At 71.6% G+C, this 16,095-nt stretch carries 11 protein-coding genes; 4 read left to right on the top strand and 7 right to left on the bottom strand.

Features of this window, described 5'->3' with window-relative positions; genetic code table 11:
- Positions 1-15 precede the first annotated feature (15 nt).
- Positions 16-582, top strand: a complete 567-nt coding sequence (locus tag WC969_12000; protein MFA6030569.1) for a pseudouridine synthase — start codon at positions 16-18, stop codon at positions 580-582.
- Between the two features lie 59 nt (positions 583-641).
- Here the strand turns inward: WC969_12000 and WC969_12005 are convergent, their stop codons facing one another.
- The 3 genes from WC969_12005 to WC969_12015 form a co-directional block, all read right to left on the bottom strand.
- The gene (locus tag WC969_12005; GenBank protein ID MFA6030570.1) at positions 642-2,885 is read right to left on the bottom strand and encodes a glycoside hydrolase family 3 N-terminal domain-containing protein; all 2,244 of its coding nucleotides are present in this window, start codon (positions 2,883-2,885) and stop codon (positions 642-644) included.
- Between the two features lie 71 nt (positions 2,886-2,956).
- Positions 2,957-4,270, bottom strand: coding sequence for a glucoamylase family protein (locus WC969_12010; GenBank protein MFA6030571.1), 1,314 nt, complete (start codon positions 4,268-4,270; stop codon positions 2,957-2,959).
- Positions 4,271-4,277: 7 nt separating this feature from the next.
- Complete coding sequence (locus WC969_12015) at positions 4,278-6,491, bottom strand: glycoside hydrolase family 3 N-terminal domain-containing protein (protein ID MFA6030572.1); 2,214 nt, start codon at positions 6,489-6,491, stop codon at positions 4,278-4,280.
- A gap of 56 nt (positions 6,492-6,547) precedes the next feature.
- Here WC969_12015 and WC969_12020 point away from each other — a divergent pair, with 56 nt between their 5' ends.
- Entirely contained in the window at positions 6,548-8,359 is a 1,812-nt protein-coding gene (locus WC969_12020) for a U32 family peptidase (protein ID MFA6030573.1), read from the top strand.
- A 22-nt stretch (positions 8,360-8,381) separates the two neighbouring features.
- On the opposite strand, the gene WC969_12025 is transcribed toward WC969_12020, so the two are convergent.
- A complete protein-coding gene (locus WC969_12025) occupies positions 8,382-9,707 on the bottom strand; it encodes a CPBP family intramembrane glutamic endopeptidase (protein ID MFA6030574.1) in 1,326 nt (441 codons plus the stop codon).
- Positions 9,704-12,673 (bottom strand): hypothetical protein, encoded by a 2,970-nt coding sequence (locus WC969_12030; GenBank protein MFA6030575.1) that lies wholly within the window; start codon positions 12,671-12,673, stop codon positions 9,704-9,706. Before WC969_12030 ends, WC969_12025 begins: the two co-directional genes overlap by 4 nt.
- Before the next feature lie 315 nt (positions 12,674-12,988).
- Between WC969_12030 and WC969_12035 the strand changes: the two genes are divergently transcribed.
- The gene (locus WC969_12035) at positions 12,989-13,855 is read left to right on the top strand and encodes a hypothetical protein (protein ID MFA6030576.1); all 867 of its coding nucleotides are present in this window, start codon (positions 12,989-12,991) and stop codon (positions 13,853-13,855) included.
- A gap of 89 nt (positions 13,856-13,944) precedes the next feature.
- Positions 13,945-14,793, top strand: coding sequence for a hypothetical protein (locus tag WC969_12040; GenBank protein ID MFA6030577.1), 849 nt, complete (start codon positions 13,945-13,947; stop codon positions 14,791-14,793).
- Positions 14,794-14,845: 52 nt separating this feature from the next.
- Here WC969_12040 and WC969_12045 read toward each other — a convergent pair whose 3' ends face one another.
- Positions 14,846-15,058, bottom strand: coding sequence for a hypothetical protein (locus tag WC969_12045; protein ID MFA6030578.1), 213 nt, complete (start codon positions 15,056-15,058; stop codon positions 14,846-14,848).
- 117 nt (positions 15,059-15,175) lie between these two features.
- Positions 15,176-16,042 (bottom strand): hypothetical protein, encoded by an 867-nt coding sequence (locus WC969_12050; protein MFA6030579.1) that lies wholly within the window; start codon positions 16,040-16,042, stop codon positions 15,176-15,178.
- Positions 16,043-16,095: the final 53 nt, after the last annotated feature.

Raw genomic sequence — 16,095 nt, forward strand, 5'->3', positions numbered from 1 at the left:
ATATCATACGGACCCATGACGACGGCCCGGACGGTCCTCTTCAACAAGCCCTACGGAGTGCTCTCGCAGTTCACCCCACGCGACGGGCATCCCTCGCTCGCCGGCTTCGGCCTGCCCGCGGGCCTCTATGCGGCGGGACGGCTCGACCACGACAGCGAGGGGCTGCTCCTGCTGACCTCGGACGGGGCGCTTCACCATCGTCTCACGGACCCGCGCTTCGCGCACCCGCGGACCTACCTCGCGCAGGTCGAGCGCGTTCCCGCGGCGTCGGCCCTCGCGCTCCTCGCGCGAGGGCCGGAGCTCGCGGAGGGTCCGACGCGTCCCTGCAAGGTCCGTCTCCTCGGAGAGGACCCCTCGCTGCCGCCGCGCGACCCGCCCGTCCGCTTCCGCAAGAGCGTCCCGACGGCCTGGCTCGAGCTGACGCTCACGGAGGGGCGCAATCGCCAGGTCCGGCGGATGACCGCGGCCGTCGGGCACCCCACCCTGCGGCTGGTGCGGGTCCGCATCGGAGCTCTGAGCCTCGAAGGACTCGAGCCGGGCCGCTGGCGCGCGCTCACCCCCTCCGAACTCCGCGGCCTGTAGAACGAGGAGCCCTCCCGTACGGGGAGGGCTCCTGCGTCCGCGATCCCGAAGGACCCGAGCTACTTCTTCGTCGAATCGAACGTCAGCTTCGCGCTCAGCGGACCGACCCGGAGAGTGAAGTCGCCGTCCTCGAGGACCGGGGAGCCCTTCTCGTCGGGATAACTCAGGTCCTTCTGCGCGTCGATGAGGAAGGAGACCTCCTTCGACTCTCCGGGCGCCAGCGCGATCTTCTCGTACTGCTTGAGCCGCTTGACCGGGCGCGTGATGCGGGCCACCTCGTCGCTCAGATACCAGAGCACGGCCTCGCGGCCGGCGCGCTTGCCCTTGTTGGTCACGCGCACGCTCGCGCGGACCTTCCCGGCCGGGCCCACGCGCTCGGCGTCGAGCTTCAGGCCCTCGTAAGCGAACTGCGTGTAGGAAAGGCCGGCCCCGAAAGGATACTGCGCCGTCGTGCGGTCCGACGACTTGTGATGATAGGCCACGACGTGGCCGGGAGCCGCGGGATAGGAGAAGGCGAGCTTGCCGCTCGGATTCGTCTTCCCGGAGAGGACCTCGGCGATGGCCGTCGCGCCCTCGAAGCCGGGCAGGCCGGCGAAGAGCACCGCGCCCATCCGGTCGGTGATCGTGGAGATGACCCGGGGCCGCGCCTCGACGAGGACGAGGACGCAGGGCTTGCCGCTCTCCGCGGCGGCGGCCGCCAGGTCGAGCTGCTCGTCGGGCATGGAGAGGTCCTCGATGAGGCCCTCCTGCTCGGTCGCGGGCTCCTCTCCGAGGGCGAGGACGACGACGTCGGCGGCCGAAGCCGCCTTCCGGAACGCCATCCGCACGGGACTCCCGGGAGCGCCCGCCGCGGGAGCGAGGCGGACCTCGGCGGCCGGGAACTCCTTCTTCAGGGCGGCGAGGATCGTCGGCATGGAGGCCGGATACTCGGCCTCGGGACGCCCGAGCCAGCCCAGCGTCCAGGCGCCGCCGAGGTGGCGCTTGGAATCCGCCGCGGGCCCCGCGACGAGGATGGAGCGCGTCTTCGGCGAGAGCGGCAGGACGCCCTTCTTGTTCTCGAGGAGGACCAGGGCCTCGCGGGCGGCCGCCAGCGCGGCGGCCTTGTGCTCGGGGGCGCCCACGCGCGCGAGCCGGTCGGCGCTCGGGAAGGGGTGCTCGAAGAGTCCGAGCTCGAACTTGAGGCGCAGGACGCGCGCCGCGGCCTCGTCGATGCGCGCCGCGGAGACCTTCCCCTCGCGAACGAGCGCGACGAGGTTGCGGCTGAAGTCGGTCGTGTACGGGGTCATGGCCATGTCCATGCCCGCGTTCACCGCCATGCGCGCGGCGTCCTTCTCGTCGCGCGCGACGCGGTGCTCCTTGACCAGCTTCGTGATGTGGTCCCAGTCGCTGAGGACCACGCCTTTGAAGCCGAGCTCGCCGCGCAGGAGCTCCGTGAGATGGCGGTGCGAGGAGAGCACGGGGACGCCGTTGATCTCTCCGTAGTTCACCATGACGGTCTTCACCCCGGCCGCGATCGCGGCGCGGAAGGACGGCACGAAGAACTCGTAGAGATACTGGTCGGGGATCTGCGCCGGAGAGCGGTCCCAGCCCGACTTGGGGTCGGAGTAGCCGAGGAAGTGCTTCGCGGTCGCCGCCATGCGGTAGGGGGCCGTCTTCGGCTCCTCCTGCAGGGCCCGCACGAAGGCGCTCCCCATGCGCGCGACGACGAGCGGCTCCTCGCCGAAGGTCTCGAAGAGGCGCGACCAGTAGGCGTTGAGCCCGACGTCGAGGATGGGCGCGAAGTTCCAATGATGTCCGAGATCGGCGGCTTCCAGCGCGGTGACGCTCCCCTCGCGCGCCGCGAAGGCGTCGTCGAAGGTGCAGGCGATCGAGAGGTTCTGCGGGAAGATGGTCGCGCCGCTGACGTAGTCGGCCCCGTGGACGTGGTCGATCCCGTAGACGATGGGGATGCCGAGCCGCGACTCCTCGAGCGCGATCTTCTGCAGCTCGGTCCCGTAGCGGACCCACTGCGCGGGCGGCACGGCGATGCCGTTGAGGAAGGAGCCGACGTGGTCCTCGCGCACGAGCTTGCGCAGCTTCTCCGGGACGACGTCGACGGCGACGTTCTGGTCCGAGTTGTAGGCCGAGAAGTTGAGCTGGGTCATCTGCCCGACCTTCTCCTCGAGCGTCATGCGCCCGAGCAGGTCCTTCACGCGCGCCTCGACGGGCGCCTTCGGGTCCTTATAAAGGGGCTTCTCGGGAGCGGCGGCCGAAGCGAAGGGGACGAGGAACGTCAGGAGCGTCGCGGCGAGCGTGAGTGGCATGACCATCCTCCGGGGTTGCGGCCGTGTGCGAGCATACAAAAGAGCGGGGGGAGCTGCGCAACGCCCCCCCTTCAGGTCTTCTCGAAGCCGGCGAGCCGCAGACCCTTCTCGATCTCGGGATTCGCCATGAACCAGCCCCACACGCGCCCGGTCCGCAGGTTCTCGGCGCTGAGCAGGGTGATGCCGACGTCGATGCCGATGACGTCGGCGTCGAACCAGCCGGTCGTGGGATTGAAGGCGTCGACGAAGCCGTAGCGCCGGTAGACCTTCTCCCCGTACTTCGCCTTCATGGCCCGAAGGGCGTCGAGCGACGCCCGGGGGGTGAACATGAGCGAGCCGCCGGGCGCGCAGGGGACGACCGAACCGTCGATGTGGCTCTCGCGCGGGGGCCCGCCCCAGGCGATGTAGCGCTCCTCGGAGGCGTCGGAGGCCGTGACGCCCCAGACCGCCCCCCCGTACGACTTCGGGAACTCCTTGCCGAGCTCCTCGAGGCAGAACCTCCGGTGCGCGAGCGTCGCTTTCACCGAGTTGTCGAAGTAGTCGACCGGCCGCTTCCCCTTCTCCCGCCAGGCGCGCAGGTCCAGCCAGGCCTGCGGGTACTGGTGCATGAAGAGCGAGGTGTCCTTGTGGTCCAGGTAGCGGAAGCCGCCGTACTCCTTCCAGTTCCGCTTCCAGGCGCTCCAGGCCTTCGGCGTCAGCGCCCGGCCGGGCGCCCCGATGCCGACGAGCGTGAGGATCGGGTGCTCGCAGTAGCGGTTCCAGCGGTCCGAGATGAAGCCGGTCTCGGGATGATAGCCCATGGAGAGCAGGGCGGGGTCGCCGGCGAGCATCGCCGGGTAGTCCACGCGCGCGTAGAGCTCGGTCGCGAGCCGCACGATCTCGGGGTCGTCCTTGAAGCACTGCCGGACGGTGAGGACGCCCGCGAGGAGCAGCGCGGTGTCGATGGTGGAGACCTCGCTGTTCCAGCGCCGCTCGCCCGTGCCCGGGTCGACGAAGTGGTAGTACCAGCCCCCGACGTGGGTGCTGCGCCCGACGTAGAACTCGAGCGTGCGGCGGGCCTGGTCGCGGGCCGCGTCCTTCGCGAGCCAGCCCCGGGCCTCGCCGACGCAGAGCGCGCTCAGCATGAAGCCGGTCGCGGCGCTGCTCGCGACCTTGCCGCGGTCGCTCGTGTAGGTCGAACCGTCGGCCCGCGCGCGGTCGCGCGTGAGCCCGGTGCGCAGGTCGGTCTGTTCGAGGAAGAAGGACAGCGAGCGGCGCTGGAGGTCGTCGAGGAAGGCCTCGTCCTCCCGGGTCAGCGGCGGCGCGGACGGCGCCGTCCCCGCGGCCCGAGCCGCGGGCGCCGCCAGCGAGAGAAGGAACGCGAGCCCCCAGCGCCTTGCCTGCACGGCGCTGCTATTTGGCCGCGACATCGAAGGAGCCCTCCAACCCGCCCGTCGAGTCCGTGCCGACGAAGACCTGGAACTTCCCGGGCTCGACCGTGAAGCGCATGCGCGCGTCGAGCGCGCCGAGCTCCTTCGGGCCGAGGGTGAAGACCACGGCGCGCTTCTCGCCGGGCTTCAGCGTCACCCGCTCGAAGCCCTTGAGCTCCCGCACCGGCCGCGTCGCGCTGGCGGCCGCGTCGCGGATGTAGAGCTGCACCACTTCGTCGCCGGCGCGCGCGCCCGCGTTCTCGACGCTCGCCCGGACCTCGAGGGTCCCGTCGGGCTGGATGCTCCCGGCGCTCAGCTCGAGGCCCGAGAGCCGGAAGCTCGTGTAGCTGAGTCCGTATCCGAAGGGATAGAGCGGCGTCACCGGGACGTCGAGGTACTTCGAGGTGTATTTGTTGTCGAGCGCCGGCGGCCGGCCGGTGCCCTTGTGGTTGTAGTAGAGCGGCACCTGGCCCAGAGCGCGCGGGAAGGTGACCGGGAGCTTCCCGCCCGGGTTCACATCGCCGAAGAGCGCGTCGGCGATGGCCGGACCCGCCTGCGAGCCGGCGAACCAGGTCTCGAGGATGGCCGGAGCCTTCGCGGCCAGGCGCGTCAGCGTCAGCGGCCGACCGTTCATGAGCACCACCGCGACGGGCTTCCCGGCCGCGAGCACCGCCTCGGCCAGCTCGAGCTGGCGGCCGGGGAGGTCGAGGGTCGAACGCGAGGAGGCCTCGCCGCTCATCTCGGAACTCTCGCCGAGGGCGAGCACGACGGCGTCGGCCTTGCCCGCCGCGGCGACGGCCTCCTGGAAACCGGCGGAGGAGGCGTCGTCGATCGCGCACCCTTTCGCGTGGAGGATCGTCATCTTCGGGAACTTGGCGCGCAGGCCGGCGAGCAGGGTGAGCGCATCCTCCTTCTTCCCGTCGCCCGACCAGGAGCCGATGACCGAAGGGTCGTCGGCCAGCGGGCCGAGCACCGCCAAAGTCTTGATCCCTTTGTCCAGGGGAAGGACCCCGCCGTCGTTCTTGAGGAGGACGAAGGACTTCGCAGCGGCCGCGCGCGCGGCCGCGAGGTTCTCCTTCGTCAGGAGGGCGGTCTTCTCGCGCTTCGGGTCGACGTAGGGATGCTCGAAGAGGCCGAGCCGGAACTTCAGGCGCAGGACGCGCCGCACGGCCTCGTCGACGGTCTTCAGGGGAAGGCGGCCGTCGGCGACCAGCTTCGGGCCGTGCTCGTTGTAGAGCCGGCTCACCATCTCCATGTCCGCCCCGGCGGAGAGCGCGAGGCGCGCGGCGTCGGCGCCGTCGGCCGCGAGGCCGTGGGGGATGAGCTCCGCGACGGCGGTGTAGTCGGTGACGACGAGGCCGTCGAAGCCCCATTCCCCGCGCAGGACGTCGGTGAGGATCCAGCGGTTGGCCGTCGCGGGGATCCCGTCGAGGTCGTTGAAGGCGCTCATGAAGGTGGCGACCCCGGCCTCGACGGCGGCGCGGAAGGGCGGGAAGTAGGTCTCGCGCAGGACGCGCTCGGAGACGTCGGTCGTGTTGTAGTCGCGCCCGGACTCGGCCGCGCCGTAAGCGGCCCAGTGCTTGGCGCAGGCCGCGACCTTGTCGGGGGCCGCGGGGTCCGCGCCCTGAAAGCCGCGCACGCGGGCGCGCGCGAGGGCGGCGCCGAGGTAGGCGTCCTCCCCCGAGCCCTCGACGATGCGGCCCCAGCGCGGGTCGCGGGCGATGTCCACCATCGGCGCGAAGGTCCACTTCAGACCGACGGCGGCGGCCTCGGCGGCGGCGACCGCGGCGGCCCGCTCCGCGGCGGCGGGGTCCCAGGAGGCGGCTTCGGCCAGGGGGACGGGGAAGACGGTGCGGTAGCCGTGGATGACGTCGAAGGCGAAGAGGATGGGGACCTTGAGGCGGGACTCCTCGACCGCGATCCTCTGCAGAGCGTTGACGTTGGCGGCGCCGCGCACGTTGAGCGTGGAGCCGAGCCGGCCCTTGCGCGCGAGGTCGGCGAACTCGGGACGGGCCGTCCCTTCGGAGAGGCCGTCGAGCTGCTGGAGCTGCCCGAGCTTCTCCTCGAGCGTCATCCTCGAGAGCAGCGCCTCGACGCGAGCCTCGACGTCCCTGGGCCCCGGTGCGGCGGGGACCGCGGCGCGGGCGGACGGGGCGAGGACGGCGAGGATGAGGGCGAGCGAAAGGGTCTTCTTCATGACAGGTTCCTCCGGTTCGGCTATGATACTATTCGGCGCCCTCAAAGGGACGACCCATGCGCACGGACCGATTCGAGCTTCTGGCACCCGCGAAGGACCTGGCCTGCGGCCTGGCCGCCCTCGAGTGCGGCGCGGACGCCGTCTACGTCGGCGCCGAGCGCTTCGGCGCGCGCCGGGCCGCCGGGAACTCCCGGCGAGACATCGCCCAGCTCGCCGCCCGGGCGCACGTCTTCCACGCGAAGGTCTACGCGGCGGTCAACACGCTTCTGCGCGACGACGAGCTCGAGGCCGCGCGCCGGCTCGTCGTCGGCCTGCACGAGGACGGGGTCGACGGCCTCATCGTCCAGGACTTCGGACTCCTCGAACTGGACCTGCCGCCGCTCCCCCTCATCGCCAGCACGCAGATGCACAACGACTCCCCCGCGCGCGTGCGCTTTCTCCGGGACGCGGGCTTCTCCCGGGCCATCCTGGCCCGCGAGCTCGCGCTCGACGAGATCTCGGCGGTCGCCGCGGCCGCGCCGGGCCTCGAGCTCGAGGCCTTCGTGCACGGCGCCCTGTGCGTGTCCTACAGCGGCCGCTGCGCGCTGAGCTACGCGCTCGGCGGACGCAGCGCCAACCGCGGGGAGTGCGCCCAGCCCTGCCGCAAGCCCTACGCGGTCCGCGACGCGGGAGGGCGCGTCCTCGCGGCCGGCTGCCACGCCCTCTGCCTCAAGGACCTGAACCTCGCGAGCCACCTGGAAGGGCTCATCGCCGCGGGCGTGACCTCCTTCAAGATCGAAGGCCGGCTCAAGGACCTCGACTACGTCCGCAACACCGTCCTCTACTACCGGCGCGCGCTCGACGCGGCGCTGGGCAAGGTCGGCGGGCGCCGGGCGTCCTCCGGACGGGTCGAGAGCGCCTTCAGCCCCGACCCGGCGAAGACCTTCAACCGCGGCTACACCGCCTACTTCCTCAAGGGAAGGGACGCCGGCATGCACGCGCACGCCGCCCCCAAGGACGTCGGCGAGCCGCTCGGCGCCGTCCGCTCGGCCCGCGCCGGCCTGCTCGAGCTGGACGCGTCCCCCCCCGTCCACCCGGGCGACGGCCTCGCCTTCTTCACGGAAGCCGGAGAGCTGCGCGGCACCCTGGTCAACGCCGTCGAGGGCCGCCGGCTCCGGGTGCAGGACGCGCGCGGCATCGTCCCCGGCACGGAGCTCTTCCGCAACCGCGACCGACTCTGGCGCAAGGCGCTGGCGCTCGCGCGCATCGAGAGGAAGATCTCCGTCTCGCTGGAACTGCGTCCGACGCGCACGGGGCTGGAACTGCGTCTCGAGGACGAGGACGGCGTCTCGGCCGCCGCGCGCGCCGACTGCGCGCGGGAGCCCGCGAAGGACGCGGCGCGCGGACGCGAGACGCTCGAGCGCCAACTGACGAAGTTCGGCGGCACGCCGCTGCTCGCCGTGAAGACCGTCCTGCCGCCGGAGACCCCCTTCGTCCCCGTCGCCGTCCTCAACCGGCTGCGCCGCGAAGCCGCCGAGTCGCTCCTCGCCGCCCGGTCCGCGGCGCACCCGCGCGGCCGGCGCCTGCCCGAGTCCCCCCACGCGGCCTACCCGGAAAAGGCGCTCGGCCCGGAAGCCGGCGTCCTCAACGCCCTCGCCGAGCGCTTCCTCCGCCGCCATGGGGTCGAACGCGTCGAGCGCGCCTTCGAGAGCGGCCCGGTCCGCAAGGGCTCCCGCCTGATGAGCTGCCGCTACTGCCTGCGCCATTCCCTGGGCTCCTGCGGGGGAGGCGAGCCGGTCGAGCCGCTCTTCCTCGAAGATGAGGACGGCCGCGTCCTTCGCCTGGAGTTCGACTGCTCCGCCTGCCGTATGTCCGTCCATCTCGCCTGAATCCCCCCGCAGGGGGACCCGATCAAACGTCGAGGGGCCAGCCGTTGTACACGCTGTAGACGACGAGCATCGCGACGAGGAGGCTCTTGGGCAGGTCGTAGGGGATGAGGAGCCAGGTCCCGGCGACGAAGGCGACGGCCAGGCCCACCGCGACGACGGGCGAAAGACGATGGCGCGCGATGCGCCCTTCCCGGCGGTCGCCGCGCTGAGACAGGACCGACGGCAGCGAGGCGGCGAGAGCCGCCAGCGTGAAGAGCCCGACCGCCGCCAGGACCGCGGTCGAGGCGCCGGGCGCGAGGACCGTCAGCGCCAGGTTCACCGCGGTCTGCAGGCCGTTGATCGTCGCGTGCTGGACGACCGACGCGGCATAGCCCTCGCGCAGATAGGTGCGGGACAGGAGGAGGGCCTCGACCATCCGAAGGCCGATGAAGAGCGGGTCGGCCATCTCGTGCAGGAGCACGAAGACCGCCGAGGAGAGCACCGAGGCCGCGACGGCCGCCCCCGGAAGATGGACCCACTCCCCGGCCTTCTGCAGCCCCCCCAGAAGGCCGCACCGGAAGACGAGCTCCTCCCAGATCGGCGCGTAGACCGCTCGATGGAACATCAGGGCGAGGGGGGATAGACGGACCGCGCCCGCGACGTCCATGACCAGCGAGCCGTAGTTGGGATCCGGGACGAAGCCCAGCGCGAGGGCGCCATAGAAGCCCGCGGCCTTGATCGCGATGCTGAGCAGGCCCATGAGGAAGCCGTAGCGGGCGGCGCGCGCGAGACTCCGCCGAGGAGCGGGCGGCGCGGAGAGCGAGGAGGGCTCCTTCGTCGCGGAGTCCTTCAGGGCCGGTGAGACGACGACCGCGTCCGCGACGGCCGCGGGGGTCTCCGGCAGGTCTTCGGCATAGAGGCGCGCGCCCGCGAAAGCCCGCTGGAGGGCGGTGACCCGCGTCTCCGGCGCGGCGTCCTCGTCGCGCGCCGGCGCGAGCGCGGTCTCGACGCTCTCAAGCGAGGAGCGCGGACTCGCCGCGGCCTTCACCCCCGCGGCGACGACCGCGGAGACTCCGGCGGGAGCGGCGTGAAGGTCCGCGGCCGCGGGGGCCGTCCACGCGGAAGACCCGGACGCGGCCGCCGTACGGGCGAGCGGCACGACGACCTTCATGAGCGGGAGCCCGCCCGTCTCGATGCGCGATCCCCCCGTCGGGAGGATCAACGACGATGAGAGGACCGGAGTGCGGAGCTGCGGTGCGGCGACGACGGTCCCCGGCGCCGCATGGACGACGGCCGCGGTCTGGGAGAAGAGCGGCGCTTCCCCCGCCAGAAGGAGGACGGCCGCCAGGAACGCGGCGGTCGCCTTCACCGGTCCAGTTGGAACGCGCCCACGACGGCGCGCAGAGCGACCGCGAACAGGGTTCCCATGACGATCGCTCCGCCGAGCGCCGCCGCGGCGGCGACCTCTCCGGCGAAGAAGAGCGCGGCGATCCCCGCGACGGGCGCGAGCAGCAGCCCGGCCGCCGTCGCCCACGCGCGCAGGCGCTTCAGGAAGCCGCGCTCGCCGCGCAGGGACGCTCCGTCGAGTCCCAGCGCTCCGGCGAGCATCGCCCCGCCCGTCGACAGCGCCGTGCCGAGCGCGAAGTGCGCGAACGGCAGGAGCGCGCCGGCCCACAGGCCGGGCACGAGCAGCGAGGAGGGCGCCAGCAGGCTCAGGAGCGCGACGAGGACGCCCGCGGGCGCCGCGAGGACCGCGGCTCCGAGTACGCCGGGGAAGCCCAGAACCCCTTTCGCCGGAAGGTACCGCTCGACCATATCGGCGGTCTGACGGAACTCGACGCGAAGCTCCTCGGGAAGCGCGTCGGAGAAGGAGGACGGCGCCATCCGCTTCAGCGCTCCGAGGGCCGGGCGCAGGAACGCGCCGCCCAGCCGCCAGAGGAGGAAGCCCGCCAGCGGCAGGCCGGCGGCGATGCGCATGCCCATGGCGAGCGACGCCGTCGGGGCGCCCAGCGCCGCCAACGGCAGGCCGAAGCCCGCGAGCGCGGGCAGAGCGAACGAAGTCCCGGCCACGAGGGCGCTCGCGGAGAGCGCCCACAGGAAAGGCGCGAGCCCTCCCCGCGCGGCCTCCCTCATGATGAGGGACGCCCCGCGATACGCCGTCGCGATGAGCTTGAACGGCGCGCTCGTCACGAAGCGGACCGGCGCGGGAAGCGCGCCGTAGCCCTTGGCCGTGAGACGGGCGGCGCCGCGCAGCAGCGCGCCGACCAGCGCCCCGACGAGGAAGACCGCGGTCGGCAGGACGGCCGCCGCGCGCAGCCCGGCCTGCAGAGGGAGCAGCGCCGGCACGACGAGCGAGAGCGCCGCCAGGACGGAGAGCGGCAGCGAGGACGCGAAGAGCGCGGCCCCGACGCGGGAGGAGGCGGCGGGGGTCGCCTCCTCCAGATCGGGTCCTTTGCGGGCGCGCAGCAGCGCGCGGACGCCGGCCGCGAGGCCGTACGCCAGCAGCACGGCCGCCGGCAGGACGCCGGCGATGAGCGCGACGAGCGGCAGCGGCGAAGCGGAGACGAGGAGCGCGACGTAGGGGGCGAGCGCCGGCAGGTCCTTGAGGACGAGCGCCAGCGACACCGCGAAGCCCGCCGAGCCGGCGGCGAGCGCGAAGCCCTGGACCGTCGCGGGCTTCACCGCGCTCGGGCCGACGTTCCGGCGCGCCAGGCGACCGACGGCGCCCGGCAGGAGGTCGGCGACGAGCCGCAGGAAGCCGCGGACGAGGCTCAGCGACAGGAAGACGAGGCCGGGCACCGCCGCGACCGCGAGCAGGCCGGGGAGGAAGACCGCGGCGGACGCGAAGGAGTGCAGCGCCAGATACGCGGCGACGGCGGGAGAACTCAGCGCCAGATACGCGGCGGCCGCGGGAGCGGAGACCAGCAGGGTCGCGAGGCCGCGGGGCGGGCTCGCGGTCGGGAAGCTGCGTGAGAGCCAGCCGCCGAGCAGGCGGAAGACGCCGGCGACGAGCCGCGCCGCCCAGACGAAAGGAAGCTTCAGGAACCCGGGCACGAGGTCGATGATGCCGCGCAGGACGCCGAGGACCAGCCCGGCGGCGATGAAGCCGGCGGCAGGCAGCGCCGCGGCGAGGGCGATGCCCGTCGCGACCGAAGCGCCGAGACCGAGGGCCGGCGCGAGGAAGAACGCCGCCGCCATCGGGAGGCTGAGCGCGAGGACCAGGAGAGCGCGCTTCAGCGTCCCCGCGGGGAAGCTGCGCGCGAGCCAGGCCTTCAGGACGGCCGCGGGGACCGTGAGGAATCCGGCGGCGATGCGCACGGGCAGGGGCCGGGCGGCAAGCGGCGTCACGCCGGGGAGGCTCCCTTTAAGGGAAGGAAGGACGCCGGCGGCATAGCGCGCCGCGGCAAAGAGGCCCCAGGCGGCGAGGAAGAGACCGGCCGGGAGCGCGGAGGCGAGCATCATGCCGGGGACGAGGTTGTAGGATGGGAGAAGATATCCCGCGAGCGCCGTGGCGGCGGCCAGCCAGCCGGACGCGCCGAAGGAGGCGATCGCGAAGGACTTGCGGCCGCTGCTCAGGCCGTCGCGGAGATTGCGCCAGAAACCGACGGGCGCGTCCTGCGCCGCGGAGACCGCGGGGACCGAGGGGACCTCCGTCGCGACGACCCCGGCGGAAGGCCGCGCGGACTGGAGAAGGGAGGGCTGGAGGGTGGAGGACTCCGCGGCCGGGACGGGTTCGACGCCTTCGGCGCGCGAGAGCGAGTTGTCGAACGCCTTGTCGCCGTCGTCGAGCGCGGCTTGGGCCGCATCGATGACGGCCCCGGTCGCTGGAGCGGCCTTGCGGTGGAGGACGGAGCCGACCGCGTTGGAGATCTTCGCGCGCCAGTTCGCCATGAAGCCGGGGGCGGCCGGCGTCGGCTCGGAGCGCACGGGGGCGCGCTGCGCCACGAACTTGACGTCGGGTGCGGGCGCCTGGACCATGACCGGCGCGGGCGCGCCGATGATGGTGTTCTCCGCGGCGGACTGGGCCGCATCATCTTCGGCGCCGCGGCGCTGGGCGGCGAGCGGGGCCTGCTTGACGACGACGCCCGTCTCCGTCCGGGCGGGGAGCGTCGGAAGGATGAGGGTCTGCGGCTGGAAGCTGCCGGGCATGGAGATCGGCACGGTCCTGAGACCGATCGGGACGACCGGGACGCTGTTGCCGCCCCCGGCGTTGACCGCCGAAGCCGCATTCTGCTGGGCCAGCGCTTCGCAGACGGGCAGGCCCGGCGAAGTCAGGATGAGGGCGGCGCAGAGCACGGCCGCCGCGGATTTGCGGAAGTTCACGATAGTGTTCACAAGCACCCCCCACGGGTCATGTCTCTTGAAAGATAGCACCGCCCCCCCTCTATCTACATGGGAAGGGGGGCCCCCCTCGCCCGGTCATTCGGTCTATGACCGCCGGTTGGGCGCGGGGGCATGCTGAGAACAAACCGCTTACCATGCGCGGGACGCGGCGGGCCCGTCGGGAACCGATCGTTGACGCAACGAGGCCGAAGCGCAACCCGGCGGGCTAGACCGAATGACTCCCCCCCTTTTCCCCGGAGTGCCCTAGGTCCTCGAAGCCCCCCGGAGTATCCTCTGGATGTCCGCACATTCAAGGAGGAAACCCTCATGACGAAGATTCTGACGCTCGCCGCGCTCCTCGCGGCCGCGGCGCTTCCCGCAGCGGCCGTCGAGACCGACCTCGCCCTCCCGCAGCCCGCGGCCTTCCTTCAGACCGCCGCCCAGGCCGAGGTCCCGCCCATCGCCGACGCGGCGCCGTTGAAGACCGCGGATGTCGCGACCGCGCAGGCCCCGGACTTCATCCTGCCCACCTTCGTGAAGCTCTTCGAAGACTCCCGCGCCATCGGCGTCCTCGGGACGAAGCTCACCCTCAAGAACCTCAATGAGGGCGTGCTCGGCCACCTGAAGACGCAGTTCTGGGACTTCGAGCGCTGGACCTCCAGCGCCCTGGGCATCGTCCCCCGGATGGACGTCGAGCTCTGGTCGCCCGATGAGAAGACCTGCGTCGCTCACGCGGACTCCGACGTCGTGAGCTACACCTACACCGTCCATGTCACGGCCGGCTGCTCCATGACCCACGGCCCCGACCTCGGATACTTCCAGTCCGACCTCTGGAGCGAGCTGGCCAACAGCTTCTCCGACGTTGCGAAGCACGAGCTCACGAAGTACGCGTCCTTCTTCGGGATCCACGATTCCGAAGGGAAGCTCATCGCCCGCTCGATCAAGAGCCAGGACCAGACCGGCGTCATCTTCTACGTGCAGCGCGCCGTCTACGACGAGAGCGGCGACCTCACCGGCTACGACATCGACCATCCCGTGGCCAGCATCTCGAGCAGCAACGGCTGGAACCTCCAGGTCCTGCAGCCGGAGTTCGTCCAGGCCGGCCCCGGCAAGATGGACCCGCGTCTGCTCGTCATGATCCCCGGCTATAAGACCTTCATCGGGAAGGCGAAGCAGAAGCAGAACAAGTCCTGACGGCGCACGCCGGCCGGGAGCCGCCCCCGCACGGGGCGGCTCCCGGCCGGCCGTACACATTGCCGTTTGTAATGTTGTAATATTCCGCCATGGCACACCATTTCGCAGCGCTCCTCAGGAAGATGCGGCAGGAGACGGGCTTCCACTCCGCCTACGCGTTCTATCACGACAACGGCGGCCGGCGGGTGTTCCCGTTCTCCTACCCCTACTACTCGCGCATCGAACACGGTCGGGCGCTCCCGCGTCCGGCCTGGCTGCCGGTCCTGCTGGCCTCGCTGCGCATGCCCCCGGCCGTCGGCAACTACCGCGACTTCGTCGTCGCGTACCTGCGCGACATCTTCGGCGACGACGACCTCTTCGAGGACATGGTCGCACCCTGGATCCGTCCGCCCCAGGAGCTCCCGGTCACGAAAAAGGCGGCGCGCCGGCTCATGGGCGCCCAGAGCCACAACATCTCGCTCGAGCAGTTCGACGCGATCCTCTCGAGCCCGGCCGCCTTCTGGTGCTTCCTCTGTCTGACGAAGAGCCGCGAGCCCATGTCGCTCGAGGACCTGATGAAGACCACCGAGCTCCCCGCGGCCCAGATCCAGACGGGCCTGCGCAAGCTCGCCGCCGAGAAGCTGGCCAAGCGCGCGGCGGGCGGCCGCTTCTTCAGCCCGCTCTGGGAGCACTACTCCATCTTCCCCCGCCACGGCAAAGGGCACGAGGAACGCATCCGCACCTTCTGCAAGTACATCGACCAGGTCGCCGAACGCCGCGGGAAGGACCTCATGACCCGCCGCGCCATCGTGCGCGCGGAGGAAGCCGACATGCTCGGCATCACGCAGATCCTGCACGAGACCATGGACGCCGTCCACGCCTCGGCGGTCAACGACAAGGGCCACCGCACGAAGCTCTACACCGTCGAGACCCGGCTGCGGGAAGTCTTCCCCTTCTAGGACGACGCCGTACCGCGCATGAGCGCCCTCCGCGAGGAGGGCGCTCCGCTTTTCAGGCCGCGGCGAGGATCCCGAGGGTGGTGCGGCAGGAGTGATTGAAGAGGAGGATGCTCTCGGCGGGAACCACGGCGTCGTGCATGCGGCCGACGAACGTCAGACCCGGGTCCGAGAGGAAGTCCGAGCGGCTCGCCCAGGACGCCTCGCAGAGAGGACAGTCCTTGAAGCTCGCGCCGCGGGGGCGCTCGAGGACGGCCGTCGCGCTCATGCCCTCATTGTAGCGGGGCGCCGTCCGCCGGGCATGAGCCTCCCGGGACGAGGGGCTCGGCTTTACGGCCTATTCCGGCGAGTTGAAAGGGAGCGGCGGGGTGAAAACAAAAGATTATCAGGAACGGCGCAGGCCCGCGCGCCAGGCGGCGACGAGTTCGTCGCGGTTCTTGCCGTAGCCGCGAAGGTACTCCTCGTCTCCTCCCCCCGACGCGTAGACCGCCACGAGCGCAGGCATCGGCGCCCGCTTCAGGAGGAAGCGGGCGAAGGACCAGGAGCAGTAGTAGAAGTCCTTGCGCGTTTCGGAGTCCTGCCAATCCCAGGCCCCGAAGGCTCCGAGGGTCTTGAAGAAGGACGGTCTCTGGACGACGGTGGCCATCCGCGCCATCGCGTCGGGGTCCGTCCCGGCGGCCACGAAGGCGCTGGCCTGCCCGGGCCGGAAGCGGGCCTGGACGACGTCGGCGAGGCCCTCCGCGAGCGACTGCGACTGGGAGTAGCCGACGAGCATGTGCGTCATTTCGTGAAAGAGCGGATCCTTGCCCTCCCGCACGAAGCGGAGCATGAGTCCCTGCTCGCCCGGCATGGCGCCCGGGACGTGAGCGCGGGAGAACGGCCCGTCATTGTAGACGTAGAGGGTGAAGCGCCCGCGAAGCTTCGAGGGGACGCCGACGAAGGCCGGGATGCCGGCGGTCGCCTCCTGCAGGTCGGCAGCGAGCCGGTCGAGTCCCGCCTCGTCGAGATAGCCCTTTTCGACGACCAGAAGCACCCCTCCCGTCTGGGTGGGGACGAGCCAGCGCTCGGAGGCGGCCGGATTCAGGAGCAGGCGGCGGAAGGCGTCGTTGTCGTCGCCCAGGAAATCGGGCTTATAGCTCTCCGCCGGCGCCGGTTGACGCAGCACGGCAGCGCCCTCCAGCGCCCGCGCACGAGCGGACGGGAAGCCGAGCAGGCAAAGCATGGGGACGACGATGAGAGGACGGAGGCTCATAGAGGGGGGAGCTCCTTCTCTATATTTAGCAGGAGAACGGCCTTTCCGCCAGG

Source organism: Elusimicrobiota bacterium (genome assembly GCA_041660925.1).
GTDB lineage: Bacteria > Elusimicrobiota > Elusimicrobia > UBA1565 > UBA1565 > JBAZUV01.

Bases quoted from the DNA above. Each gene is read 5' to 3' on its own strand.
- WC969_12015 (MFA6030572.1), bottom strand. From the start codon at position 6,491: ATGAAGAAGACCCTTTCGCTCGCCCTCATCCTCGCCGTCCTCGCCCCG.
- WC969_12040 (MFA6030577.1), top strand. From the start codon at position 13,945: ATGGCACACCATTTCGCAGCGCTCCTCAGGAAGATGCGGCAGGAGACG.
- WC969_12005 (MFA6030570.1), bottom strand. From the start codon at position 2,885: ATGCCACTCACGCTCGCCGCGACGCTCCTGACGTTCCTCGTCCCCTTC.
- WC969_12020 (MFA6030573.1), top strand. From the start codon at position 6,548: ATGCGCACGGACCGATTCGAGCTTCTGGCACCCGCGAAGGACCTGGCC.
- WC969_12045 (MFA6030578.1), bottom strand. From the start codon at position 15,058: ATGAGCGCGACGGCCGTCCTCGAGCGCCCCCGCGGCGCGAGCTTCAAG.
- WC969_12050 (MFA6030579.1), bottom strand. From the start codon at position 16,042: ATGAGCCTCCGTCCTCTCATCGTCGTCCCCATGCTTTGCCTGCTCGGC.
- WC969_12035 (MFA6030576.1), top strand. From the start codon at position 12,989: ATGACGAAGATTCTGACGCTCGCCGCGCTCCTCGCGGCCGCGGCGCTT.
- WC969_12000 (MFA6030569.1), top strand. From the start codon at position 16: ATGACGACGGCCCGGACGGTCCTCTTCAACAAGCCCTACGGAGTGCTC.